The sequence below is a fragment of the Brevibacillus sp. M2.1A genome, assembly GCF_013284355.2.
Classification (GTDB): Bacteria; Bacillota; Bacilli; order Brevibacillales; family Brevibacillaceae; genus Brevibacillus.
The window spans coordinates 905,551-925,000 of the sequence record NZ_JABSUY020000001.1 but is presented as its reverse complement, the minus strand read 5'-3'; the positions used below and the strand labels follow the sequence as shown (position 1 = coordinate 925,000).

The window sequence follows — 19,450 nt, the reverse complement described above, 5'->3', positions numbered from 1 at the left end:
TTTGTTTTTGACTTGCTTCACATTGATTAAAAGCGCAGCAATAATTCCGAGACAGAGCGAAATAATCAGTGACCAAGAAGATACAACGTTTTTCACTTTCTCAATCTTAAATGATTCTTTGAGGATCGCTGGATCGTACCACGTCTCTACTGTCCAAATCCCTCTGCTGAACATATAGTTACCCACGAGCACCAACGCCAACGGGAGAATCGCGACCCAGATGTTCAAATACGATTCATTTTTGATCAACTCTGGTTCGTTCGTATGTCCCTCGCCGTAGCCTTCCCCAGCAGCGACAGCCTGCTTGCGTCTACGCTCCAGCCATAGCATCCCGCCAATGAAAACCATAATGGCGCCAATCGTTCCAACAACAGGTGCAGCATAAGCATCCGTACCGAAATAAGTCGTAGGAATGATGTTTTGAATTTGTGGTGTACCTGGCAAGGCGTCCATCGTATACGTAAAAGCACCGAGCGCAATCGTTCCTGGAATGAGACGCTTTGGAATATTGGCTTCACGGAAAATCGCAGCAGCAAACGGGTACACAGCAAATGCCACAACGAACAAGGAAACCCCGCCATACGTCAAAATGGAACAAGCCAAAACGACAGCCAAGATCGCACGATTGGAGCCAAGTGCCTTCACAATCGTGTGGGCAATGGAAGAGGCAGCACCGCTCAACTCCATGACTTTTCCGAAAATGGCACCCAGTAAGAAAATAGGGAAGAATGATTTCACATAGTTTGCTGCATTCGTCATGAAGGTTTCGGTGTAGCTTGGCAGCAGAGAGATCCCGGAAAGGACAACGGCCAGCAGCGTAAAAATAGGAGCAAATACGATAACAGGATAGCCCCGATACGCAAAAAACATCAGGAGACCGAGCGAAATCAAGATGGATAACACTTCGATGATCATAGAATTCTCCTTTCAATTTTCTCCTCCGCTTACAGAGGAAATTGTGTCGATTCACTTGAAGAAAACGCTTTCAAACCCAACTTATTTGCATGGACCATGCCAACCTCAACCGATTCCTGAAAAATCGTTCAACCATACCCTTTCATCGTGCCTTGACTGTTGGTAAGCAGATGATAACGCTTGCATTTTTTCCGGATTTCCGGAATTTCTCGTCCGGTTTTATGGAATCTAGCAAAAAATCCGCCACTTTTTAGGGAATTTACTCAAGAAAGGCTACTGGATTTTTGCGGGACGTCATCTTGCTCTATTCCAGAAAACCGGAATCTACCAAAACGTTGTACCTACAGATGAAAAAAGCCGCGAACCTGGCTCAACACCACATCCCCGACTTATACACGCCTCGTGTTACTGATACTTCTCCCATTTTTCGTAAAAGCTGGACTTGCTGATTTGCAACAGCTTGGCGGCGGCAAGCTTGTTCCCCCCTGCTTGCTGCATCGCTTGGCGAAGCGCTTCCTGCTCAGCCTCTTCCAAGACTTGTTTCAATGGTCGAACGGCATGAGTTGGACCCGACAAGGATGCGGGCGTCCCTTCGTCAGATACAGGCAGCCAAATATGCTCCTTTTTCAAGACATCGTCTTCCATTAGATGCAGGGCTCGTTCCAGCACGTTTTTCAACTCCCGTACATTGCCTGGCCAGGAGTAGCCTCGAAGCACGTTCCATACCTCTTCATCAATGGCCCTAACCGCAACACCAGTGGACTCGCCAAGCTGTTTGAGCAGATTCGAAACCAGCTCTGGCAAATCCTCCAGACGCTCGCGCAACGGAGGGATCGAGAGTGACACGACATTCAACCGATAATAGAGGTCCGCCCGAAACTTCCCTTCCTTGATGCTTTGAAGCATATCCGAATTCGTGGAAGCGATCACCCGCACATCGATTGGCGTCGTCCTTACAGCACCTACCCGCTCGACTTCTTTTTCCTGCAACACACGCAGTAGCTTGGCTTGCAGCGGCAACGGCATGTCCCCGATCTCATCCAGCAAAATGGTTCCGTGGTTGGCTAGCTCGAACTTTCCTTTTTTTCCGCGGCGAACAGCTCCGGTAAACGCACCTTCTTCATAGCCAAACAGCTCTGATTCGAGCAAAGAATCCGGAATAGCGGCACAATTTACCCGAATGAAAGGACCCATTTTGCGCTTGCTCTCGGCATGAATGGCGTGGGCAAACAGCTCCTTGCCCGTCCCGCTCTCACCCGTGATGAGCACAGTCGAATCGCTTTTCGCAACTTTCTGAGAAAATTTTTTAAGCTCCTGCAGCTTCTGACTGTACCCAACGATTTGGTCAAAGTGATAGGTAGCCCCCATCCGCCGCCGCAGCTCTTTCTTATAATAGGTCAATTCGTCCTTCAACTGAGCAACCATCGCAGCCAAGGCTGTGAGCTCTTGCACATCCTGGAACAGCACCGTTCCCAGAACCGCAATCACTTTTCCTTCGTCCATAATCGGGATGCGATGCGCAATCATGTTCTGGCCTTTTATTTGCTGAATGTCGGCGATCTCGGCAACGCCAGCCTGACCGACAATATGCATCCGCGTGTTTTCGATGACATCCGTCACTGGCTGTCCGATCACGTCCTGTACATTAAGAAATTCCCGATAGCTCCGATTCAATAAGAGTATTTTTCCGTCCTTGTCCGTTACGATCATCGGTTCATGGGCATTTTCAAAAACGACCTCAAGCAATTTGCTCATCTGCTGGAGATTCCAATCCAAAACCGGCTCCCCCTTTGTCTCAATGCTGCTGTGTCGAACCCTCGCTCACTACTCGTTACGCCAAAATTATACAGGAACAATCAGGGGCGGCGTTGTAATTGCTTGACCAATCGCTTGGGAGCCGCGCACATATAGCCTTCCCGTATGTAATCCTCGATTTCACCATAGCTTGTCACGTTTTTGTCCAGGATGGAAACCCAGCCGTGATGGCCGATGTACGGCGTCTTATAAAAATGCTCCTGCGCAAGCAAAATCTCTTGGGTCGTCTTCAGCACCTTCACAGAAAAGGAGGGGCCTTCGGTGCCCCCCTCTCCCAAAATGACAAACGGCTTGTCGTTTACACGAAACGATGTATGTCCAAAAGCGTCTACCTGCTCCGTTACTTCTGGCAACCGCATCGCCAGCTCGCGAACAGCAGCTACCATCTTCAAACCTTCCATAGAAGAAATCTGCTCGTGCACCATCTGTTCCAAGCCTCCCTTTGCTTCCAAACACTTATACACCAGTCTGTTCTGTACTTTGCACCACGTTTCCTTCTCTCATACGATAAAGTGGCAAAATAAAGCTGAGACCAATGATCATCAGGAATGCGGCGATCCCATAAATGACTGCGAGCGGAAGATACAGCTTCAATACCCCCGTAATACTCATCATGACGACCATGGAGCCTGTAAACAACGGGGTTAGTATCCCATTCACCCGACCGATAAAGGTACTGTCTGTGTTTTTAAGCAGCATGGTGTTGATCCCAATTTGAATGGAGGGCAAGAGCAATCCCGCGATGAACTGAGCAACAAGCGTCAACCACAGATTCGTAGACATCCCGCAAATCGCTACTGCGACCGCGTTTCCAAGGAGTCCCATTACCAACAGCTTTTGCGGTGGAATCGTTTTGGCGGCTGCCATCGTCATGGCCCCTCCAGCAATCATCCCCACACCTTGGGCGGTGATTAACCATTGCAAGCTTTCTTTTGGCAATTGCAGTTGTTCGGTCACAATAAAAATCCCAAGCGGCTGAATCATTCCCAATGAGAAGCCCACAGCCAAAAAGCAAAAGCCAAGCATTGACAATACGCGACTGGAGAACACATACCGAATCCCGCTAACCATCTCGCCAAGCAGTGCCGTTTCTTGCTGCTCTCCTTTCTCGATGCGATCTGGCGGCAACAAATACAGGACACCGGCCGCAGATAGAAACGCAACCGCAGTGATGACCATGGCAACCTCCATCCCCCATTGCTGGAACACAAACGTACCGACAATCGGACCAAATACCATGAAGATCGCGAAAATAGTCTGGTATGCGGACATTCCTACCTGGAGCTGTTCACCAGGTACATGCAGCTTGAACAGCTTCATTCCGGACGGTTGGGAAAACTGAGAGAGAATGGCTGAAATGAGTGTGGCAAAAAAGATAGCCTTCCACGAGCCGAAAACGAAGGTAAGCAGCACTCCGACAACCGATAGAGCACTAAGCACCTCACACCAGACCATCGTTTTTCTCGGTTGCCAGCGGTCGGCAAACGTACCAGCAAGAAAGGAAAACAGAAAAATTGGCGCATACTCCGCCACAGAAATCATGGATACCGCGAACGGATCTCCTCCTGTATGATCCATCACAAAGAGCAGAATCGCCATGTTGCGAACCCATACTCCGATTTGCAACAGAAATGCTGATAACAAAATAGCCCTGACATAGCGGTTTTTCAAAACATTTGACATAAAAAAGCCTCCTTATCCATTGCGATCTGGACAGGAGGCTACGCATATTATCGTCAAAAAGACATAGAAACCCTTTGGTGAGTCTAAAAAGGATCTACCATCTATTCGCCAATATGCACATACTACCCCTATCCAAAAACGCATCGTTTTATCCGATTAGTTTTGTGGAAATAGGAGTTAGCAGATCATTGGCTTAATGGTCACCCTTTCTTGTAGAATGATCCAAGGGTACCACAAAAAGTAATCCTGTGACAAGAAAAATTCACTTGATCTTGTCCTATGCTTTGTCGACAAGCGTGATGCGCTCTGTTGCAGGAATGCGCGGCTGAGCATTAGGGATCGCGGCTGGATAACCGATATGCAAGTTCCCCAGCACCTTCTCTCCTGGTCGAATGCCCATCGCTTCACGGAATTCCGGCTCGTGTATCCACGGGTACGTCTCCCACGTCAGACCGATGCCTTTTTCCCACGCCAGCAAGCTAAAGTTATGAATGACAATGCTGGTCGAAGCGAAGTCGTCCTGACGGGTAATCAGGTTCGGACTTTCTTCCATGATGACCGTCATTAGCATCGGAATCGCCATAATTTTATTGTAAAACTTCTCGCCGACTTCTTTCTTTTTCGCCGGATCAATCTCCCGCTTTTCCTTCATGATCCGTACGGCCTCGGCGATTCTTCTCTTGCCTTCCCCGTACGTCACGATAAAGCGCCACGGCTGTGTCATGTGATAATTCGGCGCCCATACGGCTGTATCCATCAGTTCTGTAACCAACCCAGGGTCTACCTCCCGATCTGTAAAGCGATGAATCGAGCGGCGCTCTCTAATCAATTTGGCCAGTTCCATTTCTTTCTCCTCCTTCTCATTCCAGAGCCATTGCAACGCCCCCGGAAATCTGGCGTTTGCATATTTGCTCAAATGATCCGCCCCTTCTTCCATAAACAGGACGAGCTGATCTGCTGTGAAGCCGCTATCAGCCAATATCTGATGCGCTTCTTTTGTCAGCGGGACCATTTGCTTCTGGATGTTCTGTTTTTTAGCACCTTCCTGACTGCCAACATCCATGTAGATGCGCAGTTCGGGATGGTACATTTTCTTTTCCCGCATAAACGGAACCATACCTTCATACCAATACGATCCCGAGATACTGCCGATTTTCGTGAAAACATCCGGATATTGGTGCGCAGCGTACATCGAGATCAAGCCACCAAGCGAAAATCCGATGATCCCTGTTTTTTCCGGCCTAGGGTCTGTCCTGTACTTGCTGTCGATATACGCCTTGCATTCATTGGCGATGTAAGAAAGATACGCATCTCCTTGCCCGCCAAAATCAATGTTGCGCTCAGGCGAGATCGCTTTGGAAAACCAGGGCGTATAGTCATCCCGGCGGTTTTCTGGTTGGATGCCGACGAGAATCAGCTCAGGAATTTGTCCCTCTGCAAACTTGTCTTCGATTACATCGAGTGCAGTACTGAACGCAGGATCAAACAAGTCACCGCCATCATGGACATACATGACGGGAAATCGGGACGTACTCTTGTCATAGGATGGCGGCAAATATACGAGCAGTGCCCGGTAATGGCATACGTCTGCAAACAATTGTCCCTTCACAATTTGCACGTCCCCTCTTTATTTTTTTCTTCTACTTAGTAAATAGAAGAAATACGGTACACCGATGATCGAAATGACGATACCCACTGGCAGTTCAAGGGGGGTGAACACAGTTTTGGCGATAAAATCCGCTGCCACTACCATGAGCATCCCGATTGTCCCTGACAGGGGGAGAACATACCTGTGCTGGATTCCCGTCAAACGCTTCGCAATATGCGGTGCCATCAAACCGACGAATCCGATGCCTCCGGAAACCGAGACACACGCGCTCACGATCCCGATACTCGACAGCAGGAGAATATTGCGCTCCTTTTCGACGGACACACCGAGATTCTTGACAGATTCCTCGCCCAGTTGAAGCAAATCGAGAATATGCACCTTGCGCATCAAAACAGGAATGAGTATGACTAGCCATGGCAGCATCCCCGCAATATGCGTCCAGTTGGCACTCCAAATACTGCCCGAGAGCCATACGGTTGCCATTTCAAAATCATTGGGATTCATTTTTAACGAAAGATACAGAGACACAGCACCCAATCCCGAGCCAATTGCGATCCCCACCAAAATCAGTCGTTGTGGGTCAAGCGCCCCGTTACGCCAGGCGAATAGATAAATCAGTCCAGCCGCAAGCAATCCGCCTGTCAAACCGAACAAAGGCATGGCCATAATGGAATACCAGCTCGCATCCATGAATTGTCCACCGAAGAAAAACATAAAGGCGACGATAGCGGCTCCTGCCCCAGCATTAATGCCCAAAATCCCCGGATCAGCCAGCCCGTTACGGGTGATCCCCTGAATAACGGTACCAGCGACCCCCAAGCCAAATCCGACGAACGCCGCAATAACGATCCGCGGCAGGCGAAAATCGAAAATCACCAAATCGTATTCCGCTACAGGATCGATACGCAATAACGTCTGGATGACATCCAACACCGTCATGTCGAATACACCGTTGGTCAGGCTGATATAAATCGCCAGAAAAATCAAGGCGATATTGACCAGTAACAGCAAACGAAATCTAGCTTTTCGATCAGGCATGCTTTCCCCCTCCTCTCTTGTAAATCAAATAGAGGAAGAACGGAACGCCAATAAAAGCCGTTACCACACCGATTGGGGTCTCAAATGGACTGTTCATAAATCGGCTGAGAACGTCAGACAAGGCCAGGAAAATGCCGCCCAGTAATCCCGCACATGGAATGATCCACCGATAATCGAGACCTACCAAAAAGCGAGTAATATGCGGAATAATCAGCCCGACAAAGGCGATTTTTCCTGCCAACGCTACGGAAATGCCTGTCAGAATGACAACAGCGGTCGTTGCCAGCACTTTGACCATCACCGTTCTCTGTCCGAGGCCGCGAGATACTTCGTCGCCCAAGGACAAGATCGTGATCGATTTGGACAAAAGAAGCGCCAGGACTATACCGACGATGGCAAAAGGAACCGCCAGCTTCACCAATTCAGGCTCCAAGAGATGCAGCCTTGCATTGTACCAAAAGCTAACGTTTTGCGAGACTTGAAAATAAGTAGAAATCGCGGCTGAAATGCTGCTCAAAAAGGTGCCCGTAATTGTGCCAATGACCGCCATCCCTACTGGCGTCAAGCCATTCGGCAATAGTCGCGAAAAAGCGAGAACCATCGCAACCGCAAGTGCTGAACCGATCAGGGACATGGTAATCATCGTGACGCTCGTAGCGGATGGAATGAAAACCATGCACAGCGTAACAGCAAAGACCGAACCGTCAGACACGCCCATTATAGAGGGGGACGCGAGGTAATTCCTCGTCATCCCCTGCATCAACGCTCCTGATATCGCTAAGAATGCTCCGATCATGAGTGCGCCCAATACTCTTGGCAAACGAGAGTGCATGACAATTTGATGATCGACATTCCCTTCATTAAAGGCAAAGAAAGCTTGATAAATGGTCCCGGGATCAATCGACTTGGCTCCGTAATGAATGGAGAGCAAGATTGTAAGGAGGATCACCACTGGCGAAACAGCTAGTATGATCATAGAAGTTGCTTTTTTGGATTGCATAGCCTACCCTCGCCCACTTTTACTTGGCAGACAATTTTTCTACAGCCGCCTTCAGGAATTGTGTTTTGCTCCAGGCAGTACCGCCTTGTGCGAGAGGATCCACCACGTTTACGTAAACATTGCCGTTTTTCACTGCATTCACGCTCTTCCAAATCGGGTTGTTCTGCAAATCTTCCAATGCGTTTGGCTTGTCTTTATTCTCGTCTGGAGAGAATTGAATGAATAGGTAGTCCGGGTTGATTTGGCTGAACTTTTCCATGGAGATAATTTCTTGTGCCTTCGCCGCTTTTACTTCTTCAGGTGCAGTCAAACCAAGGTCTGTGTACAGAGCCGGGTTGAAGAACACCTTCTCTGGATAGATGTTGATGTTTCCTTGGCGCAGACGAATCACCAACACTTTTTTATCCTTCATGCCGTCGCCCAATTTTGCTTTTGCCGATTCAATTCCTGCTTTATATTCATTGAGCGCTTTCTCTGCTTCGGCTTGCTTGCCAGTCAGTTCACCCAACAATTGCAGGTTTGCTTCCCAGTTGGTCGAAATGTGGGAAACAGGGAAAGTAGGCGCAATCTTGTTCATTTTCTCGACTGTTTCTGGCGGGAACTTGCTGCTACCGAGGATGACGTCCGGCTTCAAGGACAAAATCGTTTCCAGGTTCGGTTGTGTTTTCTCCCCGATGGATTTGGCTTCGCCCGTAATCGATGTAAACATCTCCGGGAATTTGCCGCCGACAGAAATCGCTCCTACCGGGTTTACGTTCAATACAAGGGAATCTTCCATGGACTCCATGCTGCCTGCAATGACGATTCGCTCTGTTTTGCTAGGAACGGTATATTCTTTATCCAAATATTTGATCGTGCGTGTCTCTGCTTTATTAGCTTCATCGGCCGGCTTTTCTGCTGTAGCTGTTGTCGCAGGTGCTGGAGTAGTCGTGTTATTCGTTGCTTCTTTTCCTCCGCCGCATGCTGTCAGAGCCAATGTCAGCGCTGCAATGCTCAAGCCCAGGTATATCTTTTTCATTCTTGAAAGACCCCTCTCAGAAATGTACTGTTTCACTCCAGTTTAGTGATAACGATTATCATTCGTGATTATAAAGCATCCACTCCTGCCCGACCATGGACGAAATCCAGAATCAACATGGACGATCTCCTGAAAATAATCGCACACTCTCTTCCACGATCCGTTCATGAGCCGTTGCCGAGTATTCTCGCCAAGGGTCTGACATAATGACATGCGCCCGATTGTTGCGGACTGCTTTGATCTCTTGCCATGGTCCCGATTCTTTCAAGGCCTGGAAGCATGCCAACGTTTCAGCCTCTTGGCAAACCAACAGCAGCAAGCGATCTGGCGCGAGTGCAACCAATTCTTGTACAGTCACAAGCTGGTCGTATTCATTCAGCTTCGAAACAAAAGCGGGTTTGACTTGCAGATCCTGATAAAACACTTCATTCATACTGCGATTGCAGTGGACATAGAGCTGGTTTTTCAAAATCCGCACGATGAGCACCGTTTCATCGCCTAGAGCGTGTTGAAGCTGTACCCTGGCTCGCTTCACCTTTTTCTCATACTCGCAAAGCCAATGATGGGCTTCCATGGACTCACCCAAGAAGTCTGCCATAAGCTGAAGTTGTTCTTTCCATCCCCGCTCTTCAAGTACGTACAACGTGGGCGCAATCTCGTTCAGTTGCTTCTGTTCCTGCAAACTCGTCTCGTCCAAGCCAATGATGACGTCCGGCTTGGCATCGCGAAGCATTTCGATGTTGGCTTTCCAATTCTGATTGATTCGAAACGCACTCAAATGTACCGGGATATCGTTTCGATAGCTGTGATGATAGTAAGCCGTCCATTTCGGGTGCAGTGGCGCCGCGTAAGGGATCATTTTTAAAGCCAGCAAATGCCCGATGATGGTCGAGCCGTACGCCGCAATTTTTCGTTGGCGGCTTTTCATATAGAGAGTCGGTGAAACTCCGACAGCTTTCTTGAATTTTCGACTAAAGTAAAACTCGTCGTTGTAGCCCACTTGATGAGCGATATCGCGCAGCTTGGCATGCGACTGAACCATCATCTGCTTCGCCCGGCTGATGCGAAGCTCTGCCAAATAATCCATAGCGGAGATGCCATACGTTTTTTTGAACAGATCGACGAAATATTTTGGACTCACATCTGCAATGCGAGCCAGCTGTTCAATCGTCACATTTTCCGAGTAATGCTCTTCCATATGTGTGCGTGCTCGCTCCAGCGCCATTCCAGAATCGGTGGCCGAAAAGTGAGCATGCTTGACGATGTGGTACCATAGCTCTTGAAAAGTGTGTTGGCCTCGGAATCGCTCGAGCGCCGTCTCCTGCTTCCATAGATTCTGGATCAAATCACAATAGACAGGCAGTTGCCCTGCCGATTGGACAGAGATCTCTCCCCGAAAAGGAAACAAATCCTTTTCCCGAAGGGCTTGGAATCGCCGATGCCTGTCTCTCGTTTCCATAAAGACATCAAAACGAAGCATGTACATCTCCAAATGATCAGCCGAATCAGGGACGATGCCAAACGTAAGCATAGGAGGGCATACGTAAATTGCGTCCTGCCGCAATTGGTACTCCTCGTTCTCCAGCCGCAGGCGCCCTCGCCCCCCGGTTACTACCAGCAAAATATGCGAATGAGTGAATTGTTGGCGTAGTCGGTCATGTCCCTGTGCTTTGAGCCATGTAATGTCACGCAGCTTAAAAATGGCTTCTGCCATGGTATTCTCTGTGAATTGTTGAACCAAGGCTTGTGTTTCGTTCATGTTCTCACCTCTGCCCGATCCTCTATGTAAAATTGATAATCATTCTCATTATCATCAATAGAGAAAGTATATCAAAAGTGACGCTTGCTTCCTATCAGGAATATTTGATCGAATTGAACTGATAACTTGAACGTGGTATGGTACGTACCAATAGAAAGGGAACCGACGGGAGGGAGTGTCAGTGGGATGCAAGGTTTTTCGTCGTGGATGGCGAAAAGGCTTTGCGAATTTACAACAATTTATCAACTGAAACCATTCAATATTACGGAGTGAAAATGAAGATATGAAACGATATGTTCTCCCTTTTGTCTCTAGCCTCGTCGCGATTACTTTTGTGACAGGGTGCACCTCTGCCTCTGATCAAATGACAGTAAAAGACCCTGCTCCACCTGCAACGGAAAACACAGGGAAGTCTCCTGCTGATGCAACAAAAGGCGAAAAGCCAGCGGATGATTTGCTCAAGCGGTTCACCGTACTTGCTTCGCAAGCCAAGGAAGCGAATGAGCTAACTGCCTTTTTAGACCAGTATCTGGCGAAAACGGACACGAAAACTGCCGATCAATTATTTTTTGAACTTGATCAGTACTATGAAAAACATCTGCCTACGATAAACGATAACTTCAAGGCACTCCTCGCCCAGCCGGGAAAAGCGGATAAGCTGTATGCCTTGCAGTACCCTTACGATTTCAACAAGCTAGAAGGCGATGACAGCTTCAAGCAATGGCTCCTCAATCAAACTAAGGGCGGACTCGTCTTAAAGGCGACGAAAGACATGTCTTTTTATTGGCAAGTGGATTACCAAGCACTGCAAAAATATGCCGCTTCACTCGGTGAAGAAGGAAAGGACTACTTGTCCATTCAAGAAACAGAAACGGGTAAACCGTATTTAGGTGACGGCGGGTTGCAAATCACCCGGGCCGAACTCGGACCCAGAATGGTTGAAGTCGAAGAGTATTTGGTCAACTACCGCAGTAGCCCACGTGCAGTGAAACTCCGTACGCTCTATATCGACTATCTCAAAACATATTTGTCTGATTACCGTTACGATGCCATTGACGAAGCAACCATGAAACTGCTCCCGGCCGTCAAGGAAGAGTATCAGAACTTTGCCAAGAAATATGAGGCTACGAAAACAGGACAGATCGTGAAGGATTACTTGAGCGAGGTCGCTAAAAACAAGGACGTGGTCTTTGAATCCGGCAAGCCTAATGAAAGTATCGTCGGAGAACTAAAGCCGAATCTTAGTCAGTTCTTGAATAGGCTCGAGGTGCGGATTGCTCGGACGATGAATCCTTAAAAGCAAACAGTTTGCGTGGCTGTAGTGGAGGAGAGGGAACAGGAGAAAACGACTCAGCTTCTAGGGCCACCCGCTGGGGGATTGACTGGCCGACTCCATGCAAAAAGCGAAACCGCGTCCAAAGTGGTCCCCTCAAGATGTATTTCAGAGGTGGACGCTTAAGGGCGTGTTTCGCTTTTTGCATTGCGTCTCGGTCGGTGTCCCTAAGATCTTCGCTGTTTTCTCCTGTTCCCTCTTGCAAGCTGCTTGTTTTTTTCGTTAGTTGATGGAAAGAAAAAACCTCTATTGTTCTACCGCGGAAGTCTCAAATAAATAAAAAATGTAATCCGAGGAAGCTCCCGCGTGACCCATTTGTCTGAGCATGGCGGAGATATTGCCTCGATGATAGGTGCCGTGGTTGGCGACATGCTGGACGATGTCGGCATAACGAGCATGAACCGTGCCTAATGCCGGGTGCGTATATGGCGCGGTGTCTTCCATCGAGATTTGCCCAAAGAAGTCTCTGAACTGCTGGGCTGATTCGGCAAACAGTTTTCGCAACTCATGTACGTTCTTCCCTTTTAATTCTTGCAAGAGAACCCCAACTTTTGTTCCCACCTCTTCGTAGCTCTCTCCTTTCATGGCTAACAGCCAAACATAATCCGTTTTGAGCATGTGTACCAACGTCTGAGTGATGGTCGGAAACACACTTGGAACCTCCCGCTCACTTATTTCTTCTGGTACCTCTTGCAGCCGCTTGAATACTTTCTCGTTTGCCCATACATGATATTCGTACAAACGCAATGCTTCATGCTTCATCATTAATCTGCCTCCATTTTCTTTTTCCATCTCTTCTTTGCTTTCAATATAAATCTACTCTACTGACAAAAATGGTCAGTGATATCACGTCGACTGATAAAAAAGAAATAAATCGGCAGCGATGGCAGCCAATCGCTCTTTTACAAAAGCTGGTTCTTCAACTTGAACTGATTTTCCATATGGCAATAGATAATGAGGAAGGATCGAATGGGCCATTTGCTCATCTACTTGAAAGATCACCTGTGCCTCGCTACGCTCGATCACGGTATGTCCGAGATACCAATGCCTGCACAAATCAGCGAGTGACTGTGACCTTCCTTTGACCTTGATCAAAATGGTGTTGCCCTGCTTGTCTGCTTCTGGCAGTAAATTCGAGAGAAAAAAATGGCGCGCAGAAAATTCAGGAGGGCGTTGAAAGCTAGCTTCTGTCCGTTGGATCTCATGAACACGATCTGCACGAAAGCTGCGAATGGTACTACGGAGATGGCAATAGGCGACGATATACCAATTTCCCTTCCAATAAACGAGCCCGTATGGATCGATATGACGCCTCTGTCTCGTTGTCTGGTAGGCTTTCTGATACACCATCGAAAGGGTATATCCATTGGCAACAGACAGCTCCAGTTCTTGTAGGGTAGATTCGAGAGAAGGATCAACAGGAGGCTGAATCACCTCGAAGCCGATACTATGTCGGTCAATCGCGTCACGCTGCTCTTCATTTGTGTAACGTTTTAGCTTGGAAATGGCCCGGTGTAAATCTGCTCCGAAGGGATAACCAGCCTCTTGGGCAAAAGCCGCTGCATGAATCAGGGCTTTTTGCTCATTGAGGTCGAAAAACAACGGAGCTTCATTGAAATGCTGAAGTAAACTGTAGCCACCATTGTGTCCGGCATCAGAAATGATGGGCACACCGCTCGCACACAGTGAGTCGATATAGCGATAAACGGTGCGAATATTGATCTCGAGAATCTCTGCCAATTGCTTGGCTGTCATTCGCTTGCCGGTCTTCAACAGCCACAAAATGGAGAGCATATTATCAGCTTTGGACATGTACGGATTCGCTCCCCTAAAAGAAATCTTCTGATTCTACTTATTACCACAGAATTCAATCCTTTTCCTCTATCTGTCCCTTCTCCTTTTCACGACAGGATCGGTTCTTTCTCGATAAGCTGCCAGTTGAAACATGGCGGAAATGGTTGAGAAGGTATATTTCTGCTCACTTAACACCTCAATGACATAAGGCAAGGCGTCCATACTCCCCTTGAGCGTGTCTTTTGTACCGCCAGCGGAATGTTGAAGAACGACTGCGCCCGGGGTGACATGTCCCAGGATGTTTCTCGCGACCTGTGGGCCGGTGAGACCTTTCCAATCCCAACTATCTATATCCCACAAAATGATTTCGTATTCGCTCGCCGCAAGCAGCTGGATGACCTCCTCATTCACTGCTCCATATGGCGGCCGTACCGTCCGAGGTCTCACACCCACTACCTTTTCGATCTGATCTGAGGTACGTTCTACCTGCTCATGAACAGCCCAGAGGGGGATTTTCGTAAAGTCAGGGTGATCCCAGCTATGGTTTCCTACCATTTGTCCTTCCTTTACGATCCGCTCCAGCATTTTCGGATTGTACTTCACCATTTGTCCCACACAGAAGAAAGTGGCCTTTACCTGATAGTGAGCTAATATGTCTAACACACGAGGCGTCCACAACTGATCCGGTCCATCATCAAAAGTGAGTGCGATTTCCTTGGGCTCATTGAGCTTGTTCACAAGCGTTACCCTCCTTTAAGCCAGTATTCTGTGCTTTGATGCATAGTATGACTGGGCTATCATTTGGTAACGCTAAAAAAACCTCTATTCTGGGCTTTTGGCAAAATTGAAGAAGATTCTGCATGAGTATGCTACGTAGAAAAAAATTTTTTAACAACGGTTAATGAATATAGTATAATGATGATAATGATTTTCATTTTCGTAAAAATTCCTACTAGAGAGATTGTTAGATATACATGGAGGGTTATTCACGACAAAGCATGCTCGAAAGGGATGATGATATGGGAAAAGTGTTAGAAGTAAAAGATTTGCATGTGTCATTCGATACGTATGCAGGTGAAGTCAAAGCAGTACGGGGCGTCTCCTTTGATCTGGAAAAAGGAGAAACACTGGCGATTGTTGGTGAATCTGGTTCCGGTAAATCCGTCACCTCCCAAGCACTTATGCGCCTCATTCCTTCTCCTCCTGGACGCATTCCAAAAGGACAAGTTCTTTTTGAAGGAAGAGATTTGGTTACGCTTTCCGAAAAAGAAATGCAGGATGTTCGCGGTCGCGATATCTCGATGATCTTCCAAGACCCGATGACTTCCTTGAATCCGACGATGACTATCGGGAACCAAATCATGGAGAGCTTCATCAAGCACCAAAAGCTGAACCGTGCAGAAGCGCGCACCCGTGCTATTGAGCTGTTGGAAATGGTAGGGATTCCATTTGCCAAAGAACGTGTCGATCAATACCCGCACCAGTTTTCCGGTGGGATGCGTCAACGGATTGTCATTGCCATCGCACTCGCCTGCAATCCAAAAATTATCATCGCCGATGAGCCGACAACTGCTCTGGACGTATCGATTCAGGCGCAGATTTTGGAGTTGCTGAAGGAACTGCAAAAGAAGATGGGGACCTCGATCATCTTTATTACCCATGACCTCGGTGTAGTTGCTAACATGGCAGACCGTGTAGCGGTTATGTATGCAGGTAAAATTGTGGAAATCGGTAAAGTCGATGAAATTTTCTATGATCCTAAGCACCCGTATACATGGGGTCTATTAGGCTCCATGCCTAGCCTCGATTCCAGCGATGACGAGCTGATGTCCATTCCTGGATCACCGCCCGACATGTTCAAGCCACCTGTAGGGGATGCTTTCGCGGCTCGTAACCCATTTGCGTTGAAGGTCGATCTGGAATATGAGCCACCGATGTTCAAAATCTCCGATACGCACTATGCGGCAACATGGCTTCTGCATGAAATGGCACCTGACATCAAACCGCCTGCTTCGGCTGTGAGACGAAAAGTCAATTCTGATGAGCCGACCGAGACTCCAGCAAGCACCAAAAAAACGTTCAACTACGAGAACCGAGAGAAGCTGGTTGAAGTCAAAGATTTGAAACAGCATTTTGACCTCGGGAATGGTCATACGCTGAAAGCTGTAGATGGTATCACCTTTGACATCTACAAAGGGGAAATCTTCGGTCTTGTGGGTGAATCCGGTTGCGGTAAGTCGACCACAGGACGAACCATCCTGCGCCTGTACGATGCAACTGGCGGAGAGGTCTTGTTCAATGGACAAAGTGTACACGGAAAGAAAACACTCGAAGAAAAGAAATGGCTCAACCGCAAAATCCAAATGATTTTCCAAGACCCGTACTCGTCGTTGAATCCACGTCTGACCGTATCCGATATTATTGCAGAAGGTCTGGACATTCATCGTCTGGCGAACAAGGAAGCTCGCATCGCCAAGGTACACGAGCTGTTGGAAACCGTCGGCCTCAACCGCGAGCACGCAAACCGTTACCCGCATGAGTTCAGCGGCGGACAGCGCCAACGGATCGGGATTGCACGGGCATTGGCTGTTGATCCGGAATTCATCATTGCCGATGAACCGATCTCTGCACTCGACGTGTCCATTCAGGCACAAGTCATTAACCTGCTCAAGCGCCTGCAAAAAGAAAAAGGCCTGACCTATCTGTTCATCGCCCATGACCTGTCCATGGTTAAATACATCAGTGACCGTATCGGTGTTATGTACCGGGGACGTATTGTGGAGCTGGCAGAAAGTAATCGCCTGTACGAGAATCCGATTCATCCGTACACCAAATCGTTGCTCTCGGCAATTCCATTGCCAGACCCTGATTATGAGCGCAACCGTAAGCGCATCGTTTTCGATGATCAGGAATATTTGCGAGATCAAGGGGAAGAACGCGTCTTGCGTGAAGTGGAGCGCGGTCACTTTGTCGCTTGCACCCAGAAAGAATTCGAGAGATACGGCGGCGGCGTCTTGGTGTAAACCTATACACAAGAAAAGGGAGAGAGCTTCGACAGCTCATCTCCCTTTTTATTTAGTCCTTCATGCGCAACAGTCTCATGCTGTTTAAGATGACCAGCAAGGCGGCTCCCGTGTCACTGAGCACCGCCAGCCACAAGGTGAGATATCCTGGGAATATCAGCACGAGTGCAACCAGCTTTACGATGATCGAAAACCAGATGTTTTGCTTGATAATCGTGAGTGCTTTTCTGCTGATCTTCATCGTGTGTGGCAGCTTTTCGAGATTGTCAGCCATCAGTACGATATCCGCGGTTTCCATTGCCGTATCAGTACCTGCTCCACCCATGGCAATCCCCAAGTCAGCTGATGCGAGAGCAGGCGCATCGTTGATCCCGTCCCCCACCATGGCGACGACCTTGCCTTCTTGCTGGAGTCGCTTGACCGCTTCTACCTTATCTTGTGGCAACAACTCTGCAAAATAACGATTGACGCCTGTCTGACTCGCTACTTTTTTCGCCGTACCCGTATTGTCGCCGGTCAGCATCACGATGTCTTCGATTCCCGCAGCCTTAAGCTTGCCGATGGCACTAACCGTAATCTCACGAATGGTATCGGCAACGGCAATCATCCCGATCAATTTCGTTGCGGTACCGATAACCACCAGTGTATGTCCCTCACTCTGCAACAAATCGATTTTCGTTTGCCATGACGACAGATCGATTCCCAGCTCTTGAAACAGGGCGGGCTTCCCTGCATAGAATGTTTCGGTTCCGATGACAGCGCTCGCCCCTTTTCCGACGATCGCCTTGAAATCTTGCCCACTCCGGGAAGCAACCTGCTTTTGTTTGGCATAAGTGAGAATCGCTTGTGCAATCGGATGGGAAGAACGCTCTTCAATCGTTCTGGCGATCGACACTACGTCGTCCTCGCTTCCCTCCATCTCGATAACTGCTGCAACCTGTGGTTTTCCTTCCGTCAATGTGCCCGTTTTATCGAAAGCAATTGCGGTAATCGCTCCCGCCTTTTCCAAAAACGTACCGCCCTTGATCAGGACGCCGTTTCTCGCGGCATTTCCAATCGCGGACACAATCGCAACTGGCGTGGAAATGACCAGAGCGCACGGGCAAGCAACAACCAGCAGCTCAAGCCCTCTGTAAAACCATTCCCCCCAGGTACCGAGTCCGAGTAATGGCGGGAATACGATCACGAACAAAGCAAGCACGAGCACGATTGGCGTGTAGATCGCAGCGAATTTGTCGACGAACGCCTGAGTAGGCGCTTTTTTCTCCTGCGCTTCCTCCACGAGATGAATGATTCTGGCAATCGCCGTATCCTCCACCAGCTTGGTTACCCTGATCTCCACCGCGCCACTTTCGTTGACACTCCCTGCAAAAACACTGTCGCCGACCAGCTTATCTACTGGGATTGATTCACCTGTAATCGGGGCCTGATTGACGCTAGATGTCCCGTGTACAATCACACCATCCAGCGGGATTTTCTCTCCGGGCTTCACTACGATGACTTGACCGACAGCGATGTCCTCAACCGGCTTGCGGGTAAGAGACTCCCCAACCTTGACCCATGCTTCAGGCGGAGCCAAATCCATCAGATTGCGTATGGAGTCACGCGTTTTTTCAATCGACTTGGTCTGCAGCAAGTTTCCAATGGAAAAGAGCCAGACGACTGTTGCGCCCTCCAGCCACTCACCGATCAAGGCTGCTCCTACTGCCGCAACAGACATCAATACGTTCATATCCAGTGAACCGCTTTTGATCGCGTAAAAAGCACTGCGCGCAGGTCGGTAGCCGCCACTTATGATCGACAACGCATAGAGCACAGTGACGACCAATGGAGATATGCTAGGCGATAAGGAACCTAGAAAACCGAGTGCCAACAACACACCGGAAATCGTCGTCAGAACCGTCCCTGCTTGATCCGTTTTCGGTACTGCTTTGGCTGTACGCCTCGTAAGCAGCATGGCGCTGTAGCCAGCCTTGGCGACTTCCTTGACCACTGCATCGTCTCCCAGCCCATCCGCGATGAGCTGCATTTTACCCGTGGAAAAGTTCACGTTTACCTCTTTGACAGCAGGCAACGTCTGCATATGCTTTTCCAGCGATTTGGCGCACGAACTGCAATCCATGCCTATAACGCGATAAACAACAGCCTGTGAAGAAAGAATGCCTGCGCTTTCTGTTGCCGCAGCCGCAGGCTCGAGAACCGTGAGAATTTTACCAGCATGCTTATGCTCACTGCCGCATTGAGGCCCACTGCAACACTCATCTTTTTTTCGTTCTTCTGCCATCTGTTTTCACCTTTTTCCAAGCATCTATTTTGCCCAGCTTCGAATGAAATCATCCACAAACATTCAAACAAATATTTAATTATTATATTATCGTATCCTTCTGGTTCGTTCAAGAATTGATTTGAATATTTCGCCCATTTTTTTACAGACCGAGAATAAAGAACAAGACCCCTATTACT

Annotated in this window: 15 protein-coding genes (1 of these 15 cut by a window edge); 2 read left to right on the top strand and 13 right to left on the bottom strand. The window is 48.5% G+C overall.

All coding sequences use genetic code 11. The features are described 5' to 3' along the window. The 9 genes from HP567_RS04615 to HP567_RS04575 all read right to left on the bottom strand — a co-directional run. Window positions 1-915 carry the 5' portion of a GntP family permease gene (locus HP567_RS04615; RefSeq protein WP_173612396.1) on the bottom strand. 468 nt of this gene lie to the left of the window's left edge, so 915 of the gene's 1,383 nt are visible here — the first part of the coding sequence; it begins with the start codon at window positions 913-915; its stop codon lies beyond the left edge, outside the window. 405 nt (window positions 916-1,320) lie between these two features. Continuing rightward, window positions 1,321-2,691: a sigma-54 interaction domain-containing protein gene (locus tag HP567_RS04610; RefSeq protein WP_173612397.1), complete on the bottom strand. Its 1,371-nt coding sequence runs from the start codon at window positions 2,689-2,691 to the stop codon at window positions 1,321-1,323. An 80-nt stretch (window positions 2,692-2,771) separates the two neighbouring features. Further along, window positions 2,772-3,155 (bottom strand): MmcQ/YjbR family DNA-binding protein, encoded by a 384-nt coding sequence (locus HP567_RS04605; RefSeq protein ID WP_173612398.1) that lies wholly within the window; start codon window positions 3,153-3,155, stop codon window positions 2,772-2,774. A 31-nt stretch (window positions 3,156-3,186) separates the two neighbouring features. After that, on the bottom strand, window positions 3,187-4,413 hold the full coding sequence (locus HP567_RS04600) for an MFS transporter (RefSeq protein WP_173612399.1): 1,227 nt from the start codon (window positions 4,411-4,413) through the stop codon (window positions 3,187-3,189). Between the two features lie 277 nt (window positions 4,414-4,690). Then, window positions 4,691-6,022, bottom strand: coding sequence for an alpha/beta hydrolase-fold protein (locus HP567_RS04595; RefSeq protein ID WP_229087891.1), 1,332 nt, complete (start codon window positions 6,020-6,022; stop codon window positions 4,691-4,693). Window positions 6,023-6,040: 18 nt separating this feature from the next. Then, complete coding sequence (locus tag HP567_RS04590; protein ID WP_173612401.1) at window positions 6,041-7,060, bottom strand: FecCD family ABC transporter permease; 1,020 nt, start codon at window positions 7,058-7,060, stop codon at window positions 6,041-6,043. Then, window positions 7,053-8,060, bottom strand: a complete 1,008-nt coding sequence (locus HP567_RS04585) for a FecCD family ABC transporter permease (RefSeq protein ID WP_173612402.1) — start codon at window positions 8,058-8,060, stop codon at window positions 7,053-7,055. Before HP567_RS04585 ends, HP567_RS04590 begins: the two co-directional genes overlap by 8 nt. A 19-nt stretch (window positions 8,061-8,079) precedes the next feature. Continuing rightward, a complete protein-coding gene (locus HP567_RS04580) occupies window positions 8,080-9,078 on the bottom strand; it encodes an iron-hydroxamate ABC transporter substrate-binding protein (protein ID WP_173612403.1) in 999 nt (332 codons plus the stop codon). A 112-nt stretch (window positions 9,079-9,190) separates the two neighbouring features. Continuing rightward, entirely contained in the window at window positions 9,191-10,837 is a 1,647-nt protein-coding gene (locus HP567_RS04575; protein ID WP_173612404.1) for an AraC family transcriptional regulator, read from the bottom strand. A gap of 283 nt (window positions 10,838-11,120) precedes the next feature. Here HP567_RS04575 and HP567_RS04570 point away from each other — a divergent pair, with 283 nt between their 5' ends. Then, window positions 11,121-12,134: an ATP-binding protein gene (locus HP567_RS04570; RefSeq protein ID WP_173612405.1), complete on the top strand. Its 1,014-nt coding sequence runs from the start codon at window positions 11,121-11,123 to the stop codon at window positions 12,132-12,134. 282 nt (window positions 12,135-12,416) lie between these two features. Here HP567_RS04570 and HP567_RS04565 read toward each other — a convergent pair whose 3' ends face one another. The 3 genes from HP567_RS04565 to HP567_RS04555 all read right to left on the bottom strand — a co-directional run bounded on the left by HP567_RS04565 (window position 12,417) and on the right by HP567_RS04555 (window position 14,702). Continuing rightward, on the bottom strand, window positions 12,417-12,932 hold the full coding sequence (locus HP567_RS04565; protein ID WP_173612433.1) for a DinB family protein: 516 nt from the start codon (window positions 12,930-12,932) through the stop codon (window positions 12,417-12,419). A gap of 84 nt (window positions 12,933-13,016) precedes the next feature. Then, window positions 13,017-13,982, bottom strand: a complete 966-nt coding sequence (locus tag HP567_RS04560; RefSeq protein ID WP_173612406.1) for a helix-turn-helix transcriptional regulator — start codon at window positions 13,980-13,982, stop codon at window positions 13,017-13,019. A gap of 69 nt (window positions 13,983-14,051) precedes the next feature. Continuing rightward, window positions 14,052-14,702 (bottom strand): polysaccharide deacetylase family protein, encoded by a 651-nt coding sequence (locus HP567_RS04555; RefSeq protein ID WP_229087885.1) that lies wholly within the window; start codon window positions 14,700-14,702, stop codon window positions 14,052-14,054. Between the two features lie 281 nt (window positions 14,703-14,983). Between HP567_RS04555 and HP567_RS29810 the strand changes: the two genes are divergently transcribed. Further along, a complete protein-coding gene (locus HP567_RS29810) occupies window positions 14,984-16,987 on the top strand; it encodes an ABC transporter ATP-binding protein (RefSeq protein WP_173612407.1) in 2,004 nt (667 codons plus the stop codon). Window positions 16,988-17,039: 52 nt separating this feature from the next. Here the strand turns inward: HP567_RS29810 and HP567_RS04540 are convergent, their stop codons facing one another. Further along, entirely contained in the window at window positions 17,040-19,271 is a 2,232-nt protein-coding gene (locus HP567_RS04540) for a heavy metal translocating P-type ATPase (protein WP_173612408.1), read from the bottom strand. Between the last annotated feature and the right edge of the window lie 179 nt (window positions 19,272-19,450).

Coding starts and splice junctions, on each gene's coding strand:
- HP567_RS04605 (WP_173612398.1), bottom strand. CDS start 3,155: ATGGTGCACGAGCAGATTTCTTCTATGGAAGGTTTGAAGATGGTAGCT.
- HP567_RS04570 (WP_173612405.1), top strand. CDS start 11,121: ATGAAACGATATGTTCTCCCTTTTGTCTCTAGCCTCGTCGCGATTACT.
- HP567_RS04600 (WP_173612399.1), bottom strand. CDS start 4,413: ATGTCAAATGTTTTGAAAAACCGCTATGTCAGGGCTATTTTGTTATCA.
- HP567_RS04565 (WP_173612433.1), bottom strand. CDS start 12,932: ATGAAGCATGAAGCATTGCGTTTGTACGAATATCATGTATGGGCAAAC.
- HP567_RS04540 (WP_173612408.1), bottom strand. CDS start 19,271: ATGGCAGAAGAACGAAAAAAAGATGAGTGTTGCAGTGGGCCTCAATGC.
- HP567_RS04575 (WP_173612404.1), bottom strand. CDS start 10,837: ATGAACGAAACACAAGCCTTGGTTCAACAATTCACAGAGAATACCATG.
- HP567_RS04590 (WP_173612401.1), bottom strand. CDS start 7,060: ATGCCTGATCGAAAAGCTAGATTTCGTTTGCTGTTACTGGTCAATATC.
- HP567_RS29810 (WP_173612407.1), top strand. CDS start 14,984: ATGGGAAAAGTGTTAGAAGTAAAAGATTTGCATGTGTCATTCGATACG.
- HP567_RS04585 (WP_173612402.1), bottom strand. CDS start 8,060: ATGCAATCCAAAAAAGCAACTTCTATGATCATACTAGCTGTTTCGCCA.
- HP567_RS04580 (WP_173612403.1), bottom strand. CDS start 9,078: ATGAAAAAGATATACCTGGGCTTGAGCATTGCAGCGCTGACATTGGCT.
- HP567_RS04560 (WP_173612406.1), bottom strand. CDS start 13,982: ATGTCCAAAGCTGATAATATGCTCTCCATTTTGTGGCTGTTGAAGACC.